Source organism: Paenibacillus sp. ALE2 (assembly GCF_054113385.1).
This window is the reverse complement of record NZ_CM134213.1, coordinates 489,624-513,834: the sequence shown is the minus strand read 5'-3', so window position 1 is coordinate 513,834 and position 24,211 is coordinate 489,624. Positions and strand designations below refer to the sequence as shown.

Annotated in this window: 19 protein-coding genes; all 19 read left to right on the top strand. The window is 45.4% G+C overall.

Annotated features, from left to right (window positions below):
• The first annotated feature begins 78 nt into the window (after window positions 1-78).
• The 19 genes from ACXHJ1_RS01980 to ACXHJ1_RS01890 all read left to right on the top strand — a co-directional run bounded on the left by ACXHJ1_RS01980 (window position 79) and on the right by ACXHJ1_RS01890 (window position 24,180).
• On the top strand, window positions 79-804 hold the full coding sequence (locus ACXHJ1_RS01980; protein ID WP_113050975.1) for a methionine ABC transporter ATP-binding protein: 726 nt from the start codon (window positions 79-81) through the stop codon (window positions 802-804).
• Window positions 797-1,468: a methionine ABC transporter permease gene (locus ACXHJ1_RS01975; protein WP_457905512.1), complete on the top strand. Its 672-nt coding sequence runs from the start codon at window positions 797-799 to the stop codon at window positions 1,466-1,468. Before ACXHJ1_RS01980 ends, ACXHJ1_RS01975 begins: the two co-directional genes overlap by 8 nt.
• 274 nt (window positions 1,469-1,742) lie before the next feature.
• A complete protein-coding gene (locus ACXHJ1_RS01970) occupies window positions 1,743-2,600 on the top strand; it encodes a MetQ/NlpA family ABC transporter substrate-binding protein (RefSeq protein ID WP_016819898.1) in 858 nt (285 codons plus the stop codon).
• A gap of 346 nt (window positions 2,601-2,946) precedes the next feature.
• The gene (locus ACXHJ1_RS01965; protein ID WP_016819899.1) at window positions 2,947-3,366 is read left to right on the top strand and encodes a hypothetical protein; all 420 of its coding nucleotides are present in this window, start codon (window positions 2,947-2,949) and stop codon (window positions 3,364-3,366) included.
• Window positions 3,367-3,381: 15 nt separating this feature from the next.
• The gene (locus tag ACXHJ1_RS01960; protein WP_457905511.1) at window positions 3,382-8,349 is read left to right on the top strand and encodes a DUF5724 domain-containing protein; all 4,968 of its coding nucleotides are present in this window, start codon (window positions 3,382-3,384) and stop codon (window positions 8,347-8,349) included.
• Between the two features lie 227 nt (window positions 8,350-8,576).
• The gene (locus ACXHJ1_RS01955) at window positions 8,577-9,071 is read left to right on the top strand and encodes a GNAT family N-acetyltransferase (RefSeq protein ID WP_457905510.1); all 495 of its coding nucleotides are present in this window, start codon (window positions 8,577-8,579) and stop codon (window positions 9,069-9,071) included.
• A gap of 194 nt (window positions 9,072-9,265) precedes the next feature.
• Window positions 9,266-10,249, top strand: a complete 984-nt coding sequence (locus ACXHJ1_RS01950) for a Gfo/Idh/MocA family protein (protein ID WP_457905509.1) — start codon at window positions 9,266-9,268, stop codon at window positions 10,247-10,249.
• A 497-nt stretch (window positions 10,250-10,746) separates the two neighbouring features.
• The gene (locus ACXHJ1_RS01945; RefSeq protein WP_457905508.1) at window positions 10,747-13,476 is read left to right on the top strand and encodes a glycoside hydrolase family 3 C-terminal domain-containing protein; all 2,730 of its coding nucleotides are present in this window, start codon (window positions 10,747-10,749) and stop codon (window positions 13,474-13,476) included.
• 188 nt (window positions 13,477-13,664) lie between these two features.
• The gene (locus tag ACXHJ1_RS01940; protein ID WP_457905507.1) at window positions 13,665-15,182 is read left to right on the top strand and encodes a glycoside hydrolase family 30 protein; all 1,518 of its coding nucleotides are present in this window, start codon (window positions 13,665-13,667) and stop codon (window positions 15,180-15,182) included.
• Between the two features lie 305 nt (window positions 15,183-15,487).
• The gene (locus tag ACXHJ1_RS01935; protein WP_457905506.1) at window positions 15,488-16,156 is read left to right on the top strand and encodes an S-layer homology domain-containing protein; all 669 of its coding nucleotides are present in this window, start codon (window positions 15,488-15,490) and stop codon (window positions 16,154-16,156) included.
• 99 nt (window positions 16,157-16,255) lie between these two features.
• On the top strand, window positions 16,256-16,744 hold the full coding sequence (locus ACXHJ1_RS01930) for an RTX toxin (protein ID WP_457905505.1): 489 nt from the start codon (window positions 16,256-16,258) through the stop codon (window positions 16,742-16,744).
• A gap of 1,366 nt (window positions 16,745-18,110) precedes the next feature.
• Complete coding sequence (locus ACXHJ1_RS01925; protein WP_228552484.1) at window positions 18,111-18,419, top strand: hypothetical protein; 309 nt, start codon at window positions 18,111-18,113, stop codon at window positions 18,417-18,419.
• A gap of 35 nt (window positions 18,420-18,454) precedes the next feature.
• Window positions 18,455-18,904, top strand: a complete 450-nt coding sequence (locus tag ACXHJ1_RS01920; RefSeq protein ID WP_025364123.1) for a hypothetical protein — start codon at window positions 18,455-18,457, stop codon at window positions 18,902-18,904.
• 483 nt (window positions 18,905-19,387) lie between these two features.
• Window positions 19,388-19,729, top strand: coding sequence for an iron-sulfur cluster biosynthesis family protein (locus tag ACXHJ1_RS01915; RefSeq protein WP_457905504.1), 342 nt, complete (start codon window positions 19,388-19,390; stop codon window positions 19,727-19,729).
• 145 nt (window positions 19,730-19,874) lie between these two features.
• A complete protein-coding gene (locus tag ACXHJ1_RS01910) occupies window positions 19,875-20,432 on the top strand; it encodes an SLOG family protein (protein ID WP_457906154.1) in 558 nt (185 codons plus the stop codon).
• A gap of 156 nt (window positions 20,433-20,588) precedes the next feature.
• On the top strand, window positions 20,589-22,454 hold the full coding sequence (locus ACXHJ1_RS01905; RefSeq protein WP_446673953.1) for a rhamnogalacturonan lyase: 1,866 nt from the start codon (window positions 20,589-20,591) through the stop codon (window positions 22,452-22,454).
• 176 nt (window positions 22,455-22,630) lie between these two features.
• Entirely contained in the window at window positions 22,631-22,864 is a 234-nt protein-coding gene (locus ACXHJ1_RS01900) for a hypothetical protein (protein WP_016819913.1), read from the top strand.
• A 111-nt stretch (window positions 22,865-22,975) separates the two neighbouring features.
• Window positions 22,976-23,842 carry a DL-endopeptidase inhibitor IseA family protein gene (locus tag ACXHJ1_RS01895; RefSeq protein ID WP_019686262.1) on the top strand — a complete coding sequence of 289 codons (867 nt, stop codon included), beginning with the start codon at window positions 22,976-22,978 and terminating at the stop codon, window positions 23,840-23,842.
• A gap of 92 nt (window positions 23,843-23,934) precedes the next feature.
• Entirely contained in the window at window positions 23,935-24,180 is a 246-nt protein-coding gene (locus tag ACXHJ1_RS01890) for an HPr family phosphocarrier protein (protein ID WP_016819915.1), read from the top strand.
• Window positions 24,181-24,211: the final 31 nt, after the last annotated feature.

The following is a 24,211-nucleotide window of genomic DNA, read 5'->3' as shown; positions in this document are numbered from 1 at the left end:
CGGCTCGTACAGACCCGCCTGGGCTGGCGGGCTTATTACATTTTCCCGCAGTAATGGATCATCAGGAGGCCAAGTTTCATGATTACGCTGCATCAGGTAAACAAGCATTATACCACCTCAAGCGGCCCATTTCATGCGGTTCAATCCGTGTCTCTTCAAGTGGAGGAAGGGGAAATTCACGGTATCATAGGTGCCAGCGGTGCCGGCAAGTCTACGTTGCTCCGGCTGATGAATGTATTGGAAAGGCCGGATGAGGGAAACGTGGTTGTGAACGGGGAAGATCTGACTCGCATGCCGGAAAAACGTCTCCGTGAAGCGCGGCGATCCATAGGGATGATTTTTCAGCATTATCATCTTGTTCATAATCGGACGGTAAGTGGAAATGTAGCAATGCCGTTGGAGCTGGCAGGTGTCGCGAAAAAAGAGAGAGCGGAACGCGTGCGCGAATGCCTGCAATTCGTTGGTTTAGCGGATAAGGCAGAACAGTATCCGGCACAGCTGAGCGGAGGCCAAAAGCAACGTGTGGCGATTGCCAGAGCACTGGCGAATCGTCCTGCGGTGCTGCTTTGTGATGAGCCGACCTCAGCCCTTGACCCGCAGACGACCGCTGATATTCTGGGCGTGTTAAGGGAGATCAACCGTGAACTGGGAGTTACCATTGTAATCGTCACACACGATATGGACGTGGTACGCAATATTTGTACCCGTGTATCCGAAATGCGGGACGGGCATTTACTTTCAACGAAACATGTAGCTGACCCTATGGTAGGTTCAACCTTGGAAGCAGGTGAAGCTGATGAATGACATGTTGAACATCATTGCACAGTATCAGTCAGAGATATGGAAAGCCATCGGGGAGACGTTTATCATGGTGGGGATTTCTATCGCAGCAGCTGTACTGTTAGGGCTTCCGGCAGGAACGATTTTATATTTGTGTGGTAAAGGGCAAAAATATGAAAATCGACTGCTCTTCACCATACTGAACAGTCTGGTCAATGTCATCCGCTCGTTTCCGTTTTTGCTGCTCGTGGTGTTTATGATTCCATTTACACGTTTGGTGGTAGGCACGGCGCTGGGCACGATGGCAGCTACGGTTCCCTTGTCAGTGGTAGCCATCGCCTATTATTCGAGGCTGGTGGAACAATCGTTGCTTGAGGTGCCCAAGGGTGTGATTGAAGCCGCTACGTCTATGGGAGCATCCACCCTCCAGCTTATTTTAAAATTTCTATACGTGGAAGCCCGTTCCGGACTTGTACTGGGTTTGACCACGTCCACTATTAGCTTCATCTCCTACTCCACGGTGATGGGCATAGTGGGCGGCGGCGGGGTAGGCGATTTTGCCATTCGCTATGGTTACCAGCGGTTTGAAACAGGCTTGATGGCGTTCACCATCGTCGTTATGATTATTTTCGTACAAACGATCCAGTTCACCGGAAGCACCATATCCCGCCGGATCGACAAGCGGTAAGAGGTTTATGAATCTCTTTATTAACACTTGCACAACTCACTATGGGAAATAAAAATAACTTTACAGTACCTCAAAAGCGGAGAGAAGGATTTGAATCTGGAGAAGCGTTAGCGTTCGCCTTTGAAATGGGATTCTAACCTATCATCACTTTAAATGAGAGAATCCCATTTCAACAGCGATCGGAAGAACAATCTGCACGCGAAGCGGCTCGACCTCCCACTGTAACTCATTTTTTATCTTCCCAATCACAACTAATTTGGAGGTTCATCATCGAATGAGTCGGAAAAACAACATGAAAACGAACTTGAAATTACTTACACTATTTGCAGTGGTTATGCTGCTGGTTGCCGGATGCGGTGGTCAGAAGCAGGCTACACAAGAAACAACAACTAAAGAAGCAACATCCCAAAAAGAAGTGACCTTGAAAGTAGCCACGCTGATCCCACCGATGACAGATGTGCTGGATATCGTGAAGCCACTGCTTAAACAGGACGGAGTCAATCTGGAAATTGTTGTGCTGTCAGACAATATCCAACCGAACAACGCATTGGCAAGCCGTGAAGTGGATGCTAACTTCTTTCAGCATGCTCCGTTTATGCAACAATATAATGAAAGCAACAAATCTGATTTGGTAGCGGTAAAACCGATTTACAACGCCATTTATGGCGCGTACTCCAAAAAATACAAGAACATTAAAGACCTGCCCGAAGGTGCGACGATTGCCATTGCCAATGATCCGGCCAATACCGGACGTTCTTTGGTAATGATGGAGCAAAACGGTCTAATCAAGCTTAAAGAAGGTGTAGGCTATAATGCTACACAGGCTGATATTATTGAGAATAAGAAAAAGTTTGTGTTTAAAGAAGTGGATTTGTTGATGCTGGCGCGGTCGCTGGATGATGTGGACATGGCTGCCATGTATCCCGCATATGCCAAGCCGCTCGGTCTGACACCGAAGAAGGACGCGCTGATTACCGAAAAAGATGATACGCACTTTGCCATTAATTTGGTAGCGCGTAAGGATAATGCAGATTCCGATGCCATTCAAAAGCTGGCAAAACGAATGACCGGACCGGAAGTACGCAAATTTTTTGAGGACAATTACAAGGATAGCGTTGTTCCAGCATTTTAAATAAATAAGTATTGAAACATTATTTTTGATGATATTTGACCTGTATAATGGAGTGCAGTCTGTGAAGAGCAGATGGTCTCCCTTGTGCAGGTCTTTTTCTTTTTCATCCTTAATATGGGTAAAGTTCATCGAAATCAGGGTACAAAGTCTTATTTTTTAAGATTTTAGTGTATTACAGCACTGTGAATTTTGGTCATAAAGGGTGATAGAGTAATGATAAGGAACCTATTAAAATAAATATACGAACAAACATTCGTTTCATGTTTTGTTAACGATGTTTGTAGGAGGGTCGAGAAATTCAGCTGACAACGGTTCAAAAGCGTCAATAAAAAGGAAGGGAAACAATATGAAGCTGTTTGTAACTGTAAAAAGTTTGGGAAAGCGTAAACCCGCACTCGCACAACAGGAAATAGAGCTGAGCCCTACTCCAGAAACATTGCGAGATTTGATTACAGCAACCGTTGCCCTGAATGTTCAAAAGCTACGGGAAAAGCAGGAGAGTGTCGCGCTGATTCCGTTCCTCACGGGAGAGGAAATTCAGGCACAAGGCGAGACAGGCAAAGTTGGATTCGGTTCCATATATAATGATGGTGTTCCTAATATTGAGGCTGCCGTGAACACGGCGATGCAGGCCTTTGAGGATGGTTTATACAGGGTTTTTGTATGTGATGAGGAAGCGATTGAACTGGACGCTCCTTTGTCACTTCATGCAGGGGATGAGATTGTATTTATACGCTTCACAATGTTGGCTGGAGGCCTATGGTAGAGGAGGAGACGAAATATGCATCAGGAGAACAATGAGCAAGAATATTTCGCCACACTGAAAGAGCGCACGACGCAACTGGGTGGACAACAGCAGGAGTTGGCTCAGTATGTTGTGGAACTGGGTAAGCTTCATTACATACAAGAGGTTGAGGAGCCATTTATCAAATGTCAGCAAATACTGAAAGAACGGGCGGCAGAAAGCGGAGAACCGCTGTTCAAGCCACTGGCAGAAGTGTTGCGTTCTCTAATTGGACAAACAGCTGGCGATGTGTTTGCACATCTAACCGAGCATGTGACCGAATATCCTTACAGCACTGGGTATGAGCGCAGACCGTTTCGCACTTCGGAAATTACCGCTCATACTTCCCGGGTTTATAAAAAAATGGTGCAGTTGATCCGAATGGACTGTATCGGATTCTCTATAATGGATTATTTAACGAAAAAGGATTACGAACCAGGCAGGGATTACCGGATTCAGGAAACGATTGGGGATTGGATTGCTTACGAGCTAGACAACGGCAATTCACAGGTGCTAGAGGCGCTAAAAGCTATTATTTATGGGGATAATCAGGCGGCGCTACTTACGCGCAATATGATTAAAGGCATGCTGCTAAGCCATCAAGATGAGAATTATCACATGATTGGCGAGCTGCTGGCAGCGGCCAGGCTTCAAGAGGGATTGCGCCAAAGCATTGTGGAGCAAATGGATGAAGGAACTCCTCAGGCTCTCATTTATCTGTTAAAGGTGATCATCGACCAAGGCTTCATTCGATACAGTTCGGTAGTGCGGGCGCTTGCAGTGTGGACGGGCATGGGCCTGGAATCTGCCAATCAGCGGGTCGTTCGCCAGCTGATTGAGCAGGCATATGAAGCATTGACTCGCAGTGAACTGCGCCAGGAATGGCTGATCAGCTCAAATGCTAACGAACTATATATGAGTTTGTGGGCTACGGCAGTACATGAGGAACGTGATTTATATGGACAGGTTCGCCAACTTATGGAGCAGGGAGCAGCATACCAGAAGATTGTAGCACAGTATGTACTGTCTAATACTAAAAACAAGGATCTGCGCCTCGGAATTGCGAGAGAATATCTGGATGAGACGGACCCGGAGCTTCGCTATTGGATACTGACGAACTATACAACTGATTATTTTTATGAATGGGTAGAAGGCGGGACGGTCGCGGATCGAATCGTTAAAGTGGCGCGCACTCCTTTGCTGGAGAGCAAAGAGGAGCGTCGTAAGGATTTTGAACGACTTCATAATCTATTTGTACATATGAAAAAGGGTGAGTCTACCGAGCCTTCCAAGGTGCTGGATTATGTAAACCTGTATCACCGCTCGGATGCACCTATTCAAAAAATGCTGTATCTCGCTGGTTATGATATGGATGCTTCCTGGATTGGGGAAATTATAGCCTTAAAGGATCAGATTAGCCCTAATCTGCGCGGCGAGATATTGAACCATTTTGTGCAGAACCCTGAGGATGCGGTACAGCGTGATTTTATTTTTTCCAGCTTGTCTGACAAAAGTATGAGTATCCGTGAGTTCGCTGTGGCCAAGGCGCGCAAGCTGACGCTGTCGGAACCAGAAATGCAGCAAATGGAAGCTTTATTAAAGCTCAAGACAGGCTCGTTGCGACAAAGTGTCATTGGTGTGTTGCTTTCACAATCGGAAGATCCGCTCGCTGGCTCATTGGAACGCTTGCTTCGTGCGAAGGCGGAACTGCAACGATTGGGTGGACTGGAAATATTGACAAAGATATATGCAGACCCGGATCGTGCCCAGCAGTATGAAAATGTGCGGGCTTTAGCGGATATCATTCAGCAACCCACTGCCAAAGAGGAGCAACTGCTGTCCAAGCTGGGACAGGAGGATGCTTATACAGGGACAAACGGCTTTGGCTTGTACGATCCGAATGTCAAGGAAGCTTGGTTGGAAGAGAAGGTTGATCTGGGTGATTTCCGAATGGCCGATGTTTTTGCTAGTCCATTGGAGAAGCTCAAGCAGTTCTTGAGTGGACTGGATGAGCTTGTTCATCATCATCGTGATGTGGAATATACTGCGGAGTATTATTCAGGCTACAAAGATACATTGCTTATTGGGACGAATCTTCGCCCTCTACGACTGGTTCAGGTCGATGAAGAAGTAGATTCCAGGCTGTCTTTATATCCTCTTTATGAGGAATGGGAACGTTATTTGCAGGAGAGCGGCATAGAAGCGCGTGATCTGCTGGAGCTTGTTTTTTATGATCGATTGGAGCCAATGGACCGAACGTTGGATCGCTACTATCGATATTTCTCATTTAACTTTGGCTATTCAGAACAAAGCAAGCAAAAGCTGCTAGAAGGATGGCGTAAAGACTTCGCCGAACAAATGTATCCTTTAGAGCGGATTAACGAGGTTCAAAAGTGGATGGCAGAGCTGACCTATTCCGATCAGGTAAGCACATTAATTAATGCTTATTTTATGGACACAGCCGGTTCCGAAACATTTGACGTAATCGACCTTGCCTTCAATTCACTAATGCAAAGTATGCCTAAGGATAGACCTGTAGAGGATATGGGAATGTTTCATTTATTGTCCGGCCCGTGGTTGGCATTGGAGAAAGGGCGAGTCCATGATAATGAGTCCTTTAAACGTTTTTTCCATACCCTTGTGAACTACGCAGAATGGCCAGGCATGGAAAATCGTTTTTATTCTCCGCTGGATCTGGAGGATCACTTCAAAGCCTATGAAAAAGGACTGATCAGTGTAGGTGAAGTGTATCGGGAGCTGCTGGCCGGTAGTGAAAGCAGAAGGCATATGAGCACCTTAACCAATGCTCGTAATACATGGATTTCCAGCAAGCCAGAGTTTTTGGAGATACGTCGTACGGTTATTGATCGACTGCTGGAGGTTGAATTGGTTCGAGGCGATTTGCCTACCGAAGCCACGTCAAAGGTGATGGGTCTGAGCCGGATTGAAGGCATGAATTATTTTATCCGTATTCTGGAGGGGCTCGACAAGGAAACGTTCGTGCGTGGTTATGTGTATGGCTACGGTGATCGTATTACCAAAAAAGAATCGTTCAGCCACTTGCTCAAGGCATGTTATCCAAGTGATGGCGAGGATGCTGCATTACTCAAGGAGAAGCTGAAGAAAACTAAAATTACAGATAAACGTTTGTTGGAGGCGGCAATGTATGCCCCACAATGGATTGAGATTGTAGCAGGCTATCTCGGGTGGGAAGGACTTCGCAGTGCAGCATGGTACTTCCATGCGCATATCAATGAAGGCTTTTCGGCTGAGAAGGAAACGATTGTAGCTCATTATTCGCCGATAGCTCCGCAGGATTTTAATGATGGTGCCTTTGATATTCACTGGTTTCATGAGGCCTATGAGACGCTGGGCGAGGAACGATTTGATCTGCTGTACGACTGTGCCAAGTATATTTCGGCTGGAGCCAATCATCGTCGATCCCAATTGTTTGCGGATGCGACGTTGGGTAAGCTGAAACGAAGTGAAATGGAAAAATCAGTGGAAGACAAGCGAAACAAAGACCATTTGTTGACCTACAGTTTGATTCCACTTGCCGAGCCGCCTGAACCAGATGTCCGCGAACGTTATGATTTTATCCAGAAGTTTCTGGAACAAAGCAAGAAATTCGGGGCACAGCGGAAGGCTAGTGAGGCACTGGTTTCACGGATTGCGCTCGGGAATTTGGCACGTAATGCAGGTTATGATGACGTAACCCGTCTCGTCTGGGACATGGAAGCTCGCAAGCTGGATGATCTCCGCTCTTATTTTGAGCCCCATGCCTTAGATGAGGCTACAACGATACAACTGGTCATTGATGATGAAGGAACGGCAGATATTGAAATTGTCAGCAAAGGGAAGACGCTTAAATCCATTCCGGCTCGTTTCAAGAAGGATGAGTATGTTACGGCGTTGAAAGAGCTTAAAGGAGATCTGGTAGACCAATATCGCAGAGCTCGCAAAGAATTGGAACGCTCTATGGAGTCTGGTACGACCTTTATGGTGAAGGAATTAAGAGGATTGTTAGGCAATCCTGTGCTTGCTCCGCTGGTGAGAACACTGGTTTTCAAAGCTGGTGATCACCTCGGTTATTTTAATGAGGATACGTTGGTGTTGACTGCTCCTTCTGCTGAACAGCATACTATTGGAGAAGAGGATAAGTTGGTTATTGCACATCCACTTCATTTGTACGAAAGTGGTCGTTGGAGCGAATTCCAGAAGGACTTATTCGACCGCCAGATACGCCAGCCATTTAAGCAGGTTTTCCGTGAGCTGTATCTGCTGAATGCTGATGAACGTGCCAACGCGACAGTTTCCCGTCGGTATGCGGGACATCAGGTACAGCCGAATAAAACGGTATCCTTACTAAAAAGTCGACAATGGACAGTCAGCTATGAAGACGGACTCCAGAAGGTGTACTATGCCGAGAATCTGATTGCGAACCTGTATGCCATGGCCGATTGGTTCTCACCAGCGGATACTGAGGCTCCTACACTGGAGACCGTGCAGTTCTTTGATCGGACAACATATAAGAGCGTGCCTTTGGAGGAGGTTCCACCTGTTCTGTTCTCTGAAGTTATGCGGGACGTGGATCTGGTTGTCAGTGTTGCTCATGTAGGCGGCGTTGATCCAGAGGCTAGTCTGACAACCGTTGAAATGCGTAAGGTCATTGTACAGGAATCCCTTCGTCTGCTGAAAATTAGCAATGTACGCTTAGATGGGAATTACGCACGTATAGATGGGAATCTTGGCGAGTATGCGGTGCACCTCGGAAGCGGTGGGGTCTACAAGCAAGCCAAGGGAGCACTGCACATTATTCCGGTGCATTCGCAGCATCGTGGTCGCATCTTCCTGCCGTTTCTGGATGAGGATCCCAGAACAGCCGAGATTCTATCCAAAATAGCGTTGCTGGCTGATGATCAGAAAATCAAGGACCCACAAATTCTTGAACAGCTTCAAGCGTAGGATAGAAATTGTAATATAGAGAAATTCATAATTAACTCAACGTTCGCATCTAGACAAGGTTTCAAATCATCGACTGTGCAAGTGGAAGCTAAGTTTAGCTGCGGAGGTTGAGTTATTTAATATCAGGTATGAATCGAGCTCGAATAAGGAGATATGCGTAAAAGTTGTTCCTGGTTTTGAAGGGAAGCTTACGACATCACAATTGACGATAATAGGAGAATACAGCGATGATAAATAGTATCCTTTTACAAGAGTACACAACTGAGTATCAATCGCAAGTAGTCGATTTAATTCTACATATTCAACAGAACGAATATAATATCGCCATCACTAAAGAAGATCAGCCTGATCTGCTTGATATTGAAAACTTTTATCAGCATGGTAACGGCAACTTCTGGGTGGCTCTTCACGAAGGAATCTTAGTAGGGACGGTTGCCTTACTAGATATCGGAAACCATAAGACGGCGCTCAGAAAGATGTTTGTCAAACAAAACTATAGAGGCAAAGCCTTTAATGTTTCAAATCAATTACTTCAGCATGCCATAGGATGGGCCAAGGAACGGTCTGTTGAGGGAATCTATCTTGGAACAACACCGCAATTCATAGCAGCTCATCGTTTTTATGAGAAGAATAGATTTGTTAGTATAGCTCTTGATGAATTGCCAATGGGCTTTCCAGTTATGAAAGTAGATAAAAAGTTTTACAAATACACCATTCAATAAATGGCCTGAACCAAGACGATCCTAAAGGAAATTCCTGCTCAAAACTGACTTCGTGCTCGCCTCGCTGCCTTCCTGCCGAGCTGCAATACAAACTGCCACCGAGCAGGAATTTCTTTTGTTTAGGACAGGTGTTTGCTAGAATGAAGAAGACCGTGTAAGCCAATGTTAACTATACAACTGGGAGGGATACAAGTATGAGCAAAAAGATTAAATGGGGAATTGTCGGTACGGGATGGATCTCAGATCAGTTTGTTGCCGATCTGCAACATGTTACGAATGGAGAAGGATATGCCGTTGGATCACGCAATATTGAAAGCGCTACCGAATTTGCAGCCAAGCATCAAATGGCACAGGCTTACGGTAGCTATGAGGAATTAGTGCAAGATTCCGAGGTCGATGCTATTTACATAGGGACTCCTCATCCTTTTCATAAAGAAAATGTTCTAGCAGCTCTACGAGCGGGCAAAGCCGTCTTGTGTGAGAAGCCCTTCACCGTCAACAGCAAAGAGTTGGAGGAACTAATCCGTTACGCCCGTGAACATAAGCTATTCCTGATGGAAGCCATGTGGACGCGTTTTTTGCCTCCGATACGCCAAGTGCAGGAGTGGCTACATGCGGGACGTATTGGTGAAGTGAAGTTGGTGAAGGCGGAATTCGGTTTTCGCATAGATTGGAACCCAGAGGGAAGATTATTGAATCCCGAGCTGGGCGGAGGGGCATTATTAGATGCGGGAATTTACCCCGTTTCTTTTGCTTCGATGGTGTTTGGCCCTGAACCAGAGTATGTATGGAGTACTGCTTATATCGGGGAAACGGGCGTTGATGAGACATTTTCAATCATGTTGGATTATGGAAAAGGACGTACAGCTATGCTTAATGGGGCAGTTCGTCTCGGACTGACGAATGAAGCTTATATCCATGGAACCAAGGGCTATATTCACATTCCGTCGTTCCTGAATGGTACATCGGCTACTTTAGTTGTGGACGGTGAAGAGGCGCAAAACTTTCAGGATGATCGTTCCTCTACAGGCTATGCTTTTGAGGCAGAAGAAGTTGGGCGCTGCTTGAACGAAGGTTTGCTCGAAAGCTCTACTATTTCTTTGGATGAATCATTAGGAATTATGAAATTGATGGATCAGATTCGTTCACAGTGGGGACTTCGGTATCCGTTTGAATAATCACATTGAATCCACAGTGCTTCCAGGGACCGTTCAGGTTCCTGGATTTTTTTGTTATATGAACTTTTTTATACATAAGTATTCCCAACTTCCTAAAATAGAGGCTTTGGTCGCACGCTAAAAAAGACCATAGAAGCATGTCAAAGTGTGGGACATATGAATCATTTTTTATGATTATAAATAGTTAAAAATACGTCATTAAAAAGTTACAAAAGTGTAATCTTATGATCGGTTAACTGAATTGTTAGCGTTCTCTTTTTATGAGAAAGAATGAAGGTCCTAGTGTTCTTCTTCCAAAAACTTTCAATGAAATTTCCGAAAATGTGCGGTAGGGTGGTAAACGTGTCACTTGAGCCATTGCGGCTTTTGCTGATTTGCTTGCTTACCCCGTGGCTCTGGATTTTTGTTGGAGCTCGCAGGGTCGAGAGCCTTTGCAAGCCTGTGGGCGTTGAATAAGCATTCACCTCATGACCAAACATCAAGGAGGAATTACAAACGTGAAAGTAAAATCAACATGGGTGTTCCGTATGGTGATGATGACAGTCATTGCGGCTGTTGTGATCGGACCTGTGCATATTGCAGGAGCGGCAGGAAGCCGGACAGATCGGCCTTGGATGAACACGTCCCTGTCGGCTGAGAAACGGACAGCATTGCTGTTACAAGAAATGACGTTGGAAGAAAAAATAGATCTGGTGACTGGTAAGGTCAACAATTATTATGGATTTTATAATAATTCGATGGAACGGTTGGGTATTCCAGCGTTAAAGATGGCAGATGGACCTGCGGGTGTGCGGATCGCCAATCCGGATGTGCAGGACAAGCAATCAACTGCGTTGCCGGCCCCTATTGCACTGGCTGCAACGTGGGATACTCAGGCTGCCAAACAGTATGGAGATTTGCTTGGAGACGAGGCTTTTAATACAACTCATAATGTGGTGCTTGGACCGGGGATGGATATTGCCCGTATTCCATGGGGATCGAGAAACTTTGAATCTATGGGCGAGGACCCGCTACTGCAATCGCAAATGGTGACCGCTTATGTCAAAGGTGTACAAAGCCATCCTGTTTTGGCGACTGCGAAACATTACCTTATGAATAATCAGGAGACGGAGCGTTTCACGACAAATGTCAAAGTCAGTGACCGTGCGCTGCATGAAATTTACATACGCCCGTTTGAGGAGGCTATTGCCAAGGCAGATTTGGGCGGAGCTATGTGCTCCTTTAACAAGGTCAACGGCGAATCGGCATGTGAGAACAAGACCATCCTGACAGACCTTTTGAAAAAGGAAATACAATTCAAGGGCTTCGTGATGAGTGATTATGGCGCGAATCTGAGTACAGTCGAATCGGCAAATAGCGGCTTGGACCTGGAAACACCGGGAACACCTTATGGTAAATGGGGAGATCAGCTGCTGGATGCGGTCAAGACTGGTAAAGTAAGTGAACAAACGATTGATGATAAGGCTAAGCGTATTCTTGTGCAGATGTTCAGTAAAGGTTTGTTTGATCACCCGGCTCAAAATAATCAAATTGATGCCCGGGACCATGGTAAAACAGCCCGTCAATTGGCTGAGGAAAGTATGGTGCTGCTTCAAAATAAAAACAACGTATTACCGTTGTCTCAAGATAAACTCAAATCCATTGCTGTTATTGGTCCAGATGCAGATAACGGCACCGTGGCAGGCGGAGGCAGTTCGTTGGTGAATCCGACGTACACGGTGAGTCCGCTGGAGGGCATTCGTAATCGTGTAGGCAAAGGAGTTACCGTCCAGTATGCACCGGGCACGGATCCTATTTCTGCGGGAGACATTATGCCAGGTCCATCAGCTGTTCCGTCTTCGTTGCTGACCACATCCGATCAGAAAGAGAATATCAGTGTTGGATATGCGACTTATGGCGATGCTGAGCAGGGACTGCGAGGCGAATACTGGAAGAATAACAAGATGGAAGGCAATCCGATTCTTGTGCGCAATGATGATCAAGTCAATATGAATCTTGGCTTTTATAATTATCAGGGTTTCAATGCGAAGTCTCCTAAAGTTCCCAATACACCCACGACCCTGAATGGTTTGATATCTGCACGCTGGACAGGGGCTATTGCAGCTCCCAAGGATGGTGACTATGCATTGTCATTAACCAGTTTGGGATCAAGCAAGCTGTATCTTGATGATAAGCTATTTGTAGACAACCAAGGTACGAAGCTGGGAACAACGAAGAAAAACATTTCGTTCAAAGCGGGGGAAAAACATAAGATTCGTATTGAATATCGTGCCGATTATCCAACAAATGGTCGCGATTCTGGCGGTATGGTTCGTCTGGGCTGGGAGCCTCCAGCAGATACGACAGACAAGCTGATTGACAATGCTGTAAAGCTGGCCAAAAAATCGGATGTTGCGATTGTGGTCACGCGTACGTATGAGAGTGAAGGCTATGTGGAGCGTTCCGATATGGAGCTGCCAAACAATCAGGATCGGCTGATCCGTGCGGTTGCCGCTGCCAATCCGAAAACCATTGTGGTACAAATGAGCGGCAGAGCTGTGCAAATGGACACCTGGCAGGACAAAGTTCCTGCGATCGTACAGGCATGGTTTGCTGGTCAAGAGCAAGGGCATGCCATAGCGCGCGTCTTGTTTGGGGATGTAAATCCTTCTGGCAAGCTACCGGTAACCTTCCCGGTTAACGAGCAGTCTACACCTGTATCCTCACCGGAGAAATTTCCGGGTGTCAATGGAGTGGGTGACTATTCAGATGGTATTTTTGTAGGCTACCGTGGATATGAAAAATCGGGTATCCAACCTGCGTTCTCCTTTGGACACGGTTTATCCTACACGACTTTCGGATACAGTGATTTGAAGGTAAAACAGCATGCGAGTGGAAAAAAATCCGTTCGTACAAGTTCAGTCGAGGTTTCGCTTAAATTGAAAAACACTGGGAAAAAGGCTGGAGCTGAGGTTGTACAGGTATACAGCAGTAAGCTTCCGACCAATGTAGAGACCCCATCCCGTCAACTGGCAGGTTGGGCCAAGGTGGAATTAAAGCCGGGCCAAGAGAAGAAAGTCCGCATTGAGCTTGACCCGAAAGCTCTCTCTTATTGGGATGAAAAATCCAAAGCATGGGTTATGCCATCTGGTGAAGTTCCGATTTATGTAGGCAGCTCCTCTCAGGATACAAGACTGACAGGAAGTGTTACGATTCCGGCAACCTCTACAGAAAAGGCAAAAAAGTAATCCCGTTATATTCCTTTTAAAGTGGTTAAATTTCAAGAGAGCACGGGCACTAGCACCGGCTCTCTTTTTGCTATAAGTAGGTAACCATTCTAATAGAACATAATAGGTATGCAAAGGGACAACCGAGTGAAAGCTGTAATAGAGGAACGATGGGGACAATCTGATTATATGAGAGAGGAGGACATTAGATGAAGAAACTCCGCAAACAACGACGTTCTGACTTCTTGCTGCTTATAGTTGCAGCTATCATCTTGATTGGTGCTATTCTGGTCAGTCTGGCTATGCAGAATGGTATGAACACGGCAGGCGAAAAGAATGTCAGTATGTGGCTAACCACACCGGACCCCGCGAATCGTCTAACACAGCAAGCCCCAATTCCATGGAGAATAGACGACAGTAACGAAGCTGCAGCGAGTGCGGATACACTGACGGTTGAGATTAGACCCAATATTCGTTACCAGACGATGGAAGGGTTTGGTGCAGCCGTGTCCGGTTCGTCCGCATATCTGATGAATCATGGCATGTCTGCCAATCAGCGTGACCAGTTGCTCAATGATTTGTTTACAGCTGGCGGCATTCAATTAAGCTATATTCGCCATACCATAGGAGCATCAGATTATTCAGTGGATGAACAGGGACAACCTAGCAGCTATACTTACGATGATGTGGCAACGGGCAAGGACTATGAGCTAAATCATTTTTCCATTGCCAAGGATCGGGATGTGATCGATGTGCTGAAGCAAATTCTGAGAAGAAACCAGGATTTACGGATTATGGGGACTCCATGGACGGCCCCGCCCTGGATGAAATATGGTGAGCAGATATATAACGGCTGGTATTTGGACTATACCGATCCGCGTGTCTATCAGGCGTATGCTGACTATTTTGTTCGTTATATACAAGCCTTTGCGAATGAGGGAGTCCCAATTCAGGCGATTTCCATTCAAAATGAACCGGGATTCACCACGTCCAAGTATCCCAGCATGAGTATGGGAGCAGTGGAGCAGGCGAAATTTATCAAGCAATACTTAGGCCCTGCTTTAAGTCGAAACGATTTGTCTACCCACATTATTGCCTTTGACCATAACTGGGATACAGGGAGTGAATATGCCAAGACCGTGCTGGGAGACGAACAGGCTCGAAGCTATACGCACGGAACAGCCTTTCATTGCTACCAAGGAGAGCCGACAGCGATGACAGACGTGCACGATGCTTTTCCGGATAAGCCTGTTTATATGACAGAATGCAGCGGAGGAGCATGGAGCCCGGGCTTTGGAGATGATTTAAGCTGGGATATGTCCAAGCTGATTATTGGTGCACCTCGAAACTGGTCGCAAAACGTCCTCTTTTGGAGTATTGCACTTGATCCATCCGGCGGTCCGGCCAATGGTGGATGTACCAACTGCAGAGGTGTAGTGACCATCGACCCGTTAAGCGGTGCCGTTACAAAAAATGTAGAATACTATGCGATTGGACATGCCAGCAAATTTGTTCGTCCAGGTGCGGTACGTATTGATTCTACCCATTATAGTGGAAGTATCGAAACAGTCGCTTATCGTAACCCCGACGGTACGCTGGTCCTGATTGCCGCCAATACGGGAGAGAATACCAAGACATTTAAGGTTCGGCAGGGAAATCAAGTTTTCAAATCAACCCTTCCATCCAAGTCAGCAGCTACCTATCAATGGGAGCCTACAACTTCCTGATATGGTCTCTACATCAATGTTTATAAAAATTTTAGAGTGCTTAGCCCTAACTGGCTAAGTGCTCTTTTTTTTTCTACCAAGTTCCAATTGTGAATAAATAAAATTTTAATATTGTTCAGAATCGGTTCAGAAGCGGATGATAAGATCTTTTCACTAACAAAAGAATGAACCGTGTACGAGGAAAAACTGGTGATCAAGAACCAATAAAAAATGGCAGAAGGCGCTAATTGTGACGTTGCTGGCAGGTATGGCATGAAGACCACAGCTTTGTTCATGTGGAAAAGAAAGGGGACACGTCAGTAATTGTGAGTAAAGCGAATACAGTATCTTTTACCGATCAATCCAATATGTCATCCCAAGCGTTGCAGGTGGTACAGGAGGCTGTGAAGCAAGGGCTGATCACCGGTTATCCAGATGGCTCATTTCAGCCAGATCAACCACTGACGGGTAAGGAAATGGCCGCTTTGCTGGCTAATGCACTTAAGCTTGCCGTAACGGCGAAAGCAGTAACTTTTAATGACACACAGGGGAGTTGGGCCCTTCCTTATATAGAGGCCGTGCGTGCGGCAGGTCTAATGACTGAGGACCCAATGGGAGCTTTCCACCCGGGTGCTCCGGTGAGTCATGAGGAATGTGGCAGTTCTATAACGAATCCAACACCCACACCTAACCATGTGCCTGTTACAGCCACAGTTCCTCCCGATCAATATGGCATTGTAGGTTCTGGAGATACACTAGTAGATTTAAAAAATGTATTTTTTGGTGCTGATCAGGATGAGCTATCGTATCATGCGATCACTTCAGATGTAAACGTAGTAAAAGCAGAAGTAGCAAGTCAACAGCTTACGTTAAAGCCCAAATCAGCAGGAAGCACACAAGTGTTTGTGACAGCAAAGGATGGAAAAGGTGGTAGAGCGAGCGTGTTTTTCACCTATACGGTCACTGGCTCTACTTATAGCTCAACTTTGATCTAATTAGATGTTACAAAGCTGGACGTTCACGTTGTATTTACTGGTACCGCCTGGCAGAGCGACTATATTTCAGGTTCATTAGGAACCACAGGAGGCATTTTTTTGTACTTTTCACAATATGTCGATGGTGGAGACGGTCGCATCGTGCTGCAATTGTTTTACAACCGAGAATGTGACTTCTCTCATAAAATAGAAGGATATGAGCTGGAGGTTCACCAATTCATGAAAAATACGAACCGCATGAACGTGTCCAGCATAGCGCTATATCCGGTTAACCCATTAATACCGTATCTGATCATAAACAGCATCTTTTACGATTTTATGGATGTGACAAATGTTTCCTATTTTAATCAAGAGGGTCATTTTTATGACCCAAGCGAATTTAATACGGTCGCATATGTACTAAAATATCATGGAACTGTGGTAGATGTGCTTGGAGAGCCTCATTCGCAGGATCAATTGTTTCCTCAAGGTGGGACATTTGTTCGTAAACAAGGTATAACATGCGGATCGCCCGTTTTTAATCAGCAGAATGAGTGGATTGCATACCCGAAAGGTACTTATCAATATGTGGGAAGGCATACACCTTAATTGTGTATATTGGGGGGAGGCAAAAAAACTTCGAACAGAAAAACTGAAGGTTTTCACTGCATTTATCTTACAATATTTGGTAAACCCACTTTTGCGAAATTAGTTTATAAGGATTGCTTGGTAAAAAATTAGAGATTTCCATACAGATTTGGTTGGATGCTTCTAATGGAGAAAGATGTGTAGTTATGCATGAGTTATGCTTGGCAGTAGCTTGCTTTTCAACGTTTCCCATCAATCTACCGGGTCATATTCTCCGGCTAACACAAGAATGGAAGAATTGTAACAAAAGATTAAGACTTCAATGAGCCAGAATTATAGTATCCTGGAATGAAAGTTCAACACTCCAAGGAGTAGTTTTCCTTCGCGGTCTCTACTCCTTTTGGCATTAAGCTAAAGGGAAACGTTTGTTTAATCAAACAGCGGTAGTCTAGGACTTTATTTCTCGTCCAAGGCTGCTGCTGTCTTTTTTTTGGGGACAATCGGATACTTATTTTATCGAGTTTGCCGATTTTGAAAATTGAAAAGACGCTTGGAACTGTATATCTAGTCTAATATTTTACTTACTTATGCTTATGCCAGGTATTTTTTTATGATGTAGTTTTCCTATATTTGTAACCAAATCGGTTTTGCCTCTGTTAACTTCCCTCGTGTCCTCAATGCAATTGAAGTAGCGATCCGTTATCAATTTTGATTGATTTGTCTTCTGTTATTAGTACAAGCATTTTTCATCCTCTTAGCATGTAATAGAGCATGAGGGGAGGTGAATCCAATTGGCTAATACACGTCGTCCAGTAAAAAAGAAAATAACGCAATATAACTCTCCAGAACACAGATGTCACAGAAGATGTCGCAGAGCTTGCTGGTATGGTGACCACTGGGATCTTTGCGAGGAATGCAGAGTAGACCATAACGGAAACAACAACAGCTCGCGCAAAAATAGTGGTAAAAGCAGCGTTGTGAAGAAAGTGAAAAAAATCAAGAAAACTTGCAAATGTGGAAAACGATAAGTAATCAAAAACATCTGTTAGCGCTTAAAAGCCTTCTCTGTTGATACAAGAGGGGGCTTTTAAGGTTATAAAACCACAATAAAAAACATATCGGGGGATATATCATGGGATGGTTAGCAGAGGGCGTAAAGAAGAAAACAATGACCATTCGAGAGTCTACGACATTATGGAGGCATGCAATACATATGAAAAATGTATCTATATCACTAAAGCGATGAAAATAGTAAACACCTGGATTAAAAACTGTGGTACTAAGATTAAAAATTCCATTTTTATTTCCTCCTTATTAAGACCCTAAACGATGTATAACTGTTTTCTTAAATTTCTAAAGATCAAAAAAATAATGGGAAGAGGGAATTTTGAATGAAGAAAAATGGTTTACGGTACTTGCTACACTTACAATGGTGGCTGCATTAGGTACTTCTGTATCCGCTGCACCTGTTGTTCCGTCGGCTGATACTTCAGTTTCGGTTTCTGCTTCTGAAGCTTTAACAAAAGATCAAGCTACATCCGAAGCTGCTGTCGATCAATCCGAGCAAGAGGCTCAAAAAGTTGTCACAAAATACTTAACTGCTATGCACGAAAAGAATTTTTCGGATGCAATAATAGAACTGATTTTGACAAAATTGAAGTTGTTGGTGCCCAAAAAGAGTCCAATTCGAGTGTAGCAGTTACAGTCAAAGAGGATGGGGAAAAACAAAATTTGAAAGTAATCAAAGATGGTGAAGAGTGGAAGTTAGTTCTTGGTGATGGCAATCCTGCAACCGTTAAAGCACTGAATCCATCTGAAATTTCTACAAATGCGGCTGTAGACTATTATAGACTTAGTGGGGTTCAATATGGAACTGTACTAATTGGGGGCGACGCATTTTCTGTTGGTTCATCCCATTCGGCGACAATCAAAGGATGGCAAGACACAGGTATTAGTGACGTAAAAGCTGTTAATAGATATGAGATTGTGCAAGATGTATGGAATGGATGGAAAGAATGGAGTGTTCCACAGAAGGTATCTGGAAACAGTTCTGAAAAAGATTCTAGTACCTGGTACAGTAGATCTTTTGATGGTATCCCGGCAGGTAGTGGATATCATATCAGAATTTTGAATTGTTTTCATTCAAAAAAACGAACGCTACATTTGAAGCTGCAATGCTGATTGGTTGAGAAGTAGGGGGTTTCTGGAGAAATTCAGGAGAGCCCTTTTTAATACATGGTTGAAACTAAAGGCTGGTTTTAACCAGCCGGGGTATCTGTAGCAAGTAGACTGACTGATCGACAAGTAAGGGAGCGACTCCCTCTGTTTCATATTTAATAAATAAAAATTTGACATCAATCAAATCATATTTCCCTCGGTTGTCCTCCAAAAAGTCTTGAAGATATCCCATCTCCCACTAACCATTAATAATGCTACTTTTGAGAGCTTCTTTTTCACTAGGAACCATACCTAACAGGAGAGAGGCAATACCTGCTGCCAAGCTAGGTGCAGTGTATCCTTTTGTAAATGCGATCATTAATGATCTCCTTGTACTTAAAGTTTTTAGATGATTATAATGAAAATATAGTTTATATTTAGACTTTTTGAAGTTGTTGAGTCCAAATATATCCAAACACTTCAATTACAAAGGAGAGAATTCATTTCATGAGTATACATTTAGAGTTGGATTCCTTGTCGGTTGAAAGGCTAGCAATGGTCCTTTCAGGACGGCCAGGCATGTTCAAGTTGTTTTATGATACAGAGGATTGTGGATGCAACGGCGTACTTGTCATCTTGGTGATCGATGCACCAAACGCAACCGATACAGCAGTTCAGTCCAATTCTTATTCTTTTTGGGTAGATCGGCAGCAGGAGCAGCAGTTCGACAGCAAAATGCGGCTTGAGGCAGATCCAAGTTACCCGTCGTTCAAGCTAAGTAGCGATGCTGGTATATTGAGCAGCAATGTTAGAATCCAAGATCGGCGTGTAAACTCGTCCAAGGCGTGATATGCGGACGTAATAAAAATATTAAGCACCAAAAAGCAATGCTGAATTAACACCAGCTTCCCAAAAACGAACCTTATTAAGCCCCTAGGGCAGAGGTTCGTTTTTACAATAATCTTTATGATAATTTCAGAAGGACGATGAGATGATGAAAAACTTGCTCGTTTCTGGCTATCGTGCCCATGAGCTGAATATTTTCAGTCAAAAGCACGAAGGCATTCCATACATTAAAAAGGCGATTGCAGGCAGACTGATTCCCCTGATCGAAGAAGGGCTGGAATGGGTGATTACCCCTGGTCAATACGGGGTGGACTTGTGGGCTTGCGAGGTCGTCATTGCATTAAAGGAGCAATATCCTCACTTAAAATGCTCTATTATGATGGCTTATCAAAATATGGAGGAAAAATGGAAAGAGGATAAAAAGGAATATTTCCAGCAGATTTGTGCCGAAGTTGACTATGTGGGAGTGGTTAGCCGCCAGTCGTATCAGGGAATATGGCAACTCAAGGCACGGGATGAACTCCTTTTCCGCAAAACAGACGGTTTATTGCTTGTGTACGATGAGGATGCCGGAGAGGGCAGCCCACGTTTTATGAAGGAACTGGCATTGAAAAAGCAACAGGCAGAAGGCTATCAATATATCAGTATTAGCTCAGAGGATATCCAAAGCATAGCTGACGAAGAACGATTATTCATGGACCTCTGATTTTTAAAGCATTAGCCCGGATTTTTGAACAAAAAGGACGGAATCGTCCCTTTACATTTATGTAAGCGCTATCATAAGATTTAAACAACCATAACTTATCAGTCATATAAAATAAATTTATTGAAAATACAAACCATGAAAGGAGCTAATGATCAGATGAACAAAAGATTTCGGCATACTGTGTTGCTCTGTCTCGGTGTCATGTTGTGTGGAGTGGTCACTCCAATGGATAGCCCAATCTCAGCTGCGTCTACGAGGCAAATGGAGAAGCTGAACAGGGGAACTGTCGCAGTGAAGGTACCAGAGGGTATACTGGTGAGCTGGCGTTTATTGGGTACGGAAGCGGATTCGGTTGGCTTCAATCTGTACAGAGGGTCAAGCAAGGTGAATGATGCGCCGATTACATCGAGAACCAACTTTCTGGACAAGGCAGGTACGACATCATCTTCGTATACCGTTCGTGCCGTGGTCAATGGAGCAGAGCAGGCCGCTTCTCCAGCGGTAAAGGTATGGAACAACAACTATCTGGACGTTCCCATCCAGCAGCCTGCAGGAGGCACAACCCCGGATCATGTGAACTACACGTACAATGCCAATGATGCCAGTGTGGGGGATCTCGATGGGGATGGCGAGTATGAGATTGTGTTGAAATGGGACCCTTCCAATTCTAAGGATAATTCGCAATCCGGTTATACGGGAAATGTATTTTTGGACGGATATGAGCTGGATGGAACACGCAAATGGCGAATTGATCTGGGACGGAATATTCGGGCTGGTGCACACTATACGCAATTTCTCGTCTATGATTTTGATGGAGATGGTAAAGCAGAGGTTGTATGCAAGACAGCAGACGGCACGGTAGATGGTACAGGAGTAAAGATTGGCGACGCTTCGGCTGATCATCGCAACACGAGTGGATATATTTTGAAAGGTCCCGAGTTTCTAACTGTGTTCTCAGGTGATACAGGCAAGGCTCTTAGCACGATTGACTATGTACCTCCGCGCGGAACGGTGTCCAGCTGGGGAGATAACTATGGTAACCGTGTGGATCGTTTTCTCGCCGGGGTTGCTTATCTGGATGGCGTAAGACCCAGCATAGTGATGGCACGTGGTTACTACACGCGCACCGTTCTAGTCGCATATGATTGGCGGAACGGCAATCTAAGCCGCCGCTGGACCTTTGACAGCAATAGCTCCACCAATGCCGGGACGGCTGGACAGGGGAATCACAGTTTGAGCGTGGCAGATGTGGATGGAGATGATAAGGATGAGATCGTGTATGGCTCGCTGGTTGTAGACGATAACGGGGCGAAGCTGGCTAACACGGGGATGGGGCACGGCGATGCACTTCATGTAGGCGATTTGGACCCGGATCGTTCAGGTTATGAAGTGTTCAAGGTGAACGAGGACAAAAATGCCACTTACGGAGCCGCCATGTATGATCCGCGTAATGGCAACATTTTATGGGGCGTAAAAACAGGCAAGGATACCGGACGAGGCATGTCGGCAGACATTGATCCGCGTACCAAAGGAAACGAGCATTGGGCACCGGGCATTGGGTTACGTTCAGCCAAGGGAGAGCTCATTACCAACACGATGCCGTCCTCCATTAACTTCGGAATTTGGTGGGATGGGGATCTCCTCCGTGAACTGCTGGATCATACCTCCTCAAGCGCTGGTAAAATCGACAAGTGGAACTATACGAACTCGACGACTTCCAACTTGCTTACGGCCACAGGGACGAGTTCCAATAACGGGACCAAAGGAACGCCGTCGCTGCAGGCTGATCTGTTCGGTGACTGGCGGGAGGAAGTCATTTGGCGCAAAAGTGATAATTCGGCGCTTCGTATCTATACAACAACTTATGAGTCAGAACACCGATTTTACACGCTTATGCATGATCCGGTGTACCGCCTGAGTGTGGCCTGGCAGAACGTAGCCTATAATCAGCCACCGCACACCGGATTTTATTTGGGAGAAGGGATGTCCAAGCCCCAGCAGCCGAACATATACACTCCTTGATGTGCAGCAGCTCGATAGTGGGGTGAGTGCAGGTTAAATGAATAGTATCAGATAGGGCTCCAGGCTAATCGGGGCTCTTTTTGTTATGGGCATAGAAGAGTACGTATGATTTCCATAATAATGGGAACATTAGTTCTTATCGAGGTAATTTATGTATGGAAAAGGAGGCGGAATCTGTGAGTTCTTTAACGACAGAAAGCATGATCGAGCTCGTAACTAATGTCGGATTCCCTGCAGCATTAAGCCTGATTCTGTTAAAATACATTCTCGTCACCCTTAACCGTAGATTGGAGCAGCTGGACCAATCTATGAAGCAAATGTCACGATCCCTGGAAGAGATCGAGGAAAAGCAGGAGAAGCGGTCAGAACCTACGCTCCCGGTAAATACGGACAAACTTCGCGCAGAATGAACAAAAAAAGGCAAATAGAAACAATTTAGCAACCCAATCGAGAAACAAAATTCTTATAATAGAGACGTGTGCAGTTTATGCAGACATATGATTATGGAGGTGTACAGAAGTATGAAAATAAATACGAAACTATCCGCACTATGTGTTGCGGCCACACTTTTGAGCGCGGCACAGGTTGCCGCTGCTGCGCCCGCTGTGTCCGCTCCAGCGAACGCAGCGCAACCAAGCGTCGCCGTTCCGTCAGCTACCGTACCGGCCCAGGTGCCAGCACCAGCAGCATCTGCGTCTGTTACGACGCCGGCTCCTGCGCAAGCGCCGTCAGTTCCAGCAACAACAGCCCCAGCCGCAGGTTCCGTCCAAACGGCTAAACCAGCAGCTCCGTCTGCACCAGCACCGCGCCCATCTACGTCGGTAGCGCCAGCGGCTGTCCCGTCCGTACCATCGACTGCCAAGCCGTCCAAGCCGCAGCAGCCGTCCACTTCGGCGCCAGCTGCAGCTACGGCTACCAGCGTGAAACCAACCCAGCTGGACAAGCTGAACCACGAGAGTGCGATTCCGCTTGTGCTGGAGGCACATTCTCGTTATCAGTATGCCATCAGCGGTGGCAACTCGGTGGGTGAAGCGTTCCAGTTGAACGGTAAAAGCTACCGCTATTTGTCCGAGGACATCGGTACGAAGACCAAATTGATCAACTATCTAACGCAGGCATATACCAAACAGGCCAGCGAGCAATTTGTCAGTAAATTTTTTGTTGAGGTCAATGGTAGACTCGCTCAATTGAACGCAGACGGAGGCAATCTGCTAGAGTTCAGCCGAGCTACGGCGAAAATGGTAACTATGACTCCGGTGAAGCGCAGCTACCTGCTGACCGTGCCTTATCCGGCAGAAGCCAAACAGCCAAACGAGAAAATCACCGTGAATTTTGAAAAGGTCGGCAGCTACTGGAAGGTTAGCTCCGCGCCGCATGTTATTTTCTAAATTAAGTTTGTGCAACGTTCTTAATAAATAGGGTATAGTGATGTTAAGGCTTGTTTCGTAAGCCCCAATTCAACGCAGGGGAGAGCTGTGCAATGATGACACCCATCAAGGTAAAAAACGTTAAGGATATTGAGAAGATCAATCAAATCGTATCCAATTATACGTATGACATCTGGATTCATGGCAAAAGCGGCATGGCAGATGCCAAATCCATTTTAGGCATGTATGTGCTCAAGCTGGATGAGCCGCTAACTCTGGTTGTACCTGACAACGTCAATCCCAAAAAGCTGTTCAAGGAGTTGGAGGAATTTATTCATTTTCCTGCTCAAGCAGAATAAACAGCAAAGAAGCACCTGCAGACACTGCATA

Bases quoted from the DNA above. Each gene is read 5' to 3' on its own strand.
- ACXHJ1_RS01980 (WP_113050975.1), top strand. From the start codon at position 79: ATGATTACGCTGCATCAGGTAAACAAGCATTATACCACCTCAAGCGGC.
- ACXHJ1_RS01975 (WP_457905512.1), top strand. From the start codon at position 797: ATGAATGACATGTTGAACATCATTGCACAGTATCAGTCAGAGATATGG.
- ACXHJ1_RS01970 (WP_016819898.1), top strand. From the start codon at position 1,743: ATGAGTCGGAAAAACAACATGAAAACGAACTTGAAATTACTTACACTA.
- ACXHJ1_RS01965 (WP_016819899.1), top strand. From the start codon at position 2,947: ATGAAGCTGTTTGTAACTGTAAAAAGTTTGGGAAAGCGTAAACCCGCA.
- ACXHJ1_RS01960 (WP_457905511.1), top strand. From the start codon at position 3,382: ATGCATCAGGAGAACAATGAGCAAGAATATTTCGCCACACTGAAAGAG.
- ACXHJ1_RS01955 (WP_457905510.1), top strand. From the start codon at position 8,577: ATGATAAATAGTATCCTTTTACAAGAGTACACAACTGAGTATCAATCG.
- ACXHJ1_RS01950 (WP_457905509.1), top strand. From the start codon at position 9,266: ATGAGCAAAAAGATTAAATGGGGAATTGTCGGTACGGGATGGATCTCA.
- ACXHJ1_RS01940 (WP_457905507.1), top strand. From the start codon at position 13,665: ATGAAGAAACTCCGCAAACAACGACGTTCTGACTTCTTGCTGCTTATA.
- ACXHJ1_RS01915 (WP_457905504.1), top strand. From the start codon at position 19,388: ATGAGTATACATTTAGAGTTGGATTCCTTGTCGGTTGAAAGGCTAGCA.
- ACXHJ1_RS01910 (WP_457906154.1), top strand. From the start codon at position 19,875: ATGAAAAACTTGCTCGTTTCTGGCTATCGTGCCCATGAGCTGAATATT.
- ACXHJ1_RS01905 (WP_446673953.1), top strand. From the start codon at position 20,589: ATGAACAAAAGATTTCGGCATACTGTGTTGCTCTGTCTCGGTGTCATG.
- ACXHJ1_RS01895 (WP_019686262.1), top strand. From the start codon at position 22,976: ATGAAAATAAATACGAAACTATCCGCACTATGTGTTGCGGCCACACTT.
- ACXHJ1_RS01890 (WP_016819915.1), top strand. From the start codon at position 23,935: ATGATGACACCCATCAAGGTAAAAAACGTTAAGGATATTGAGAAGATC.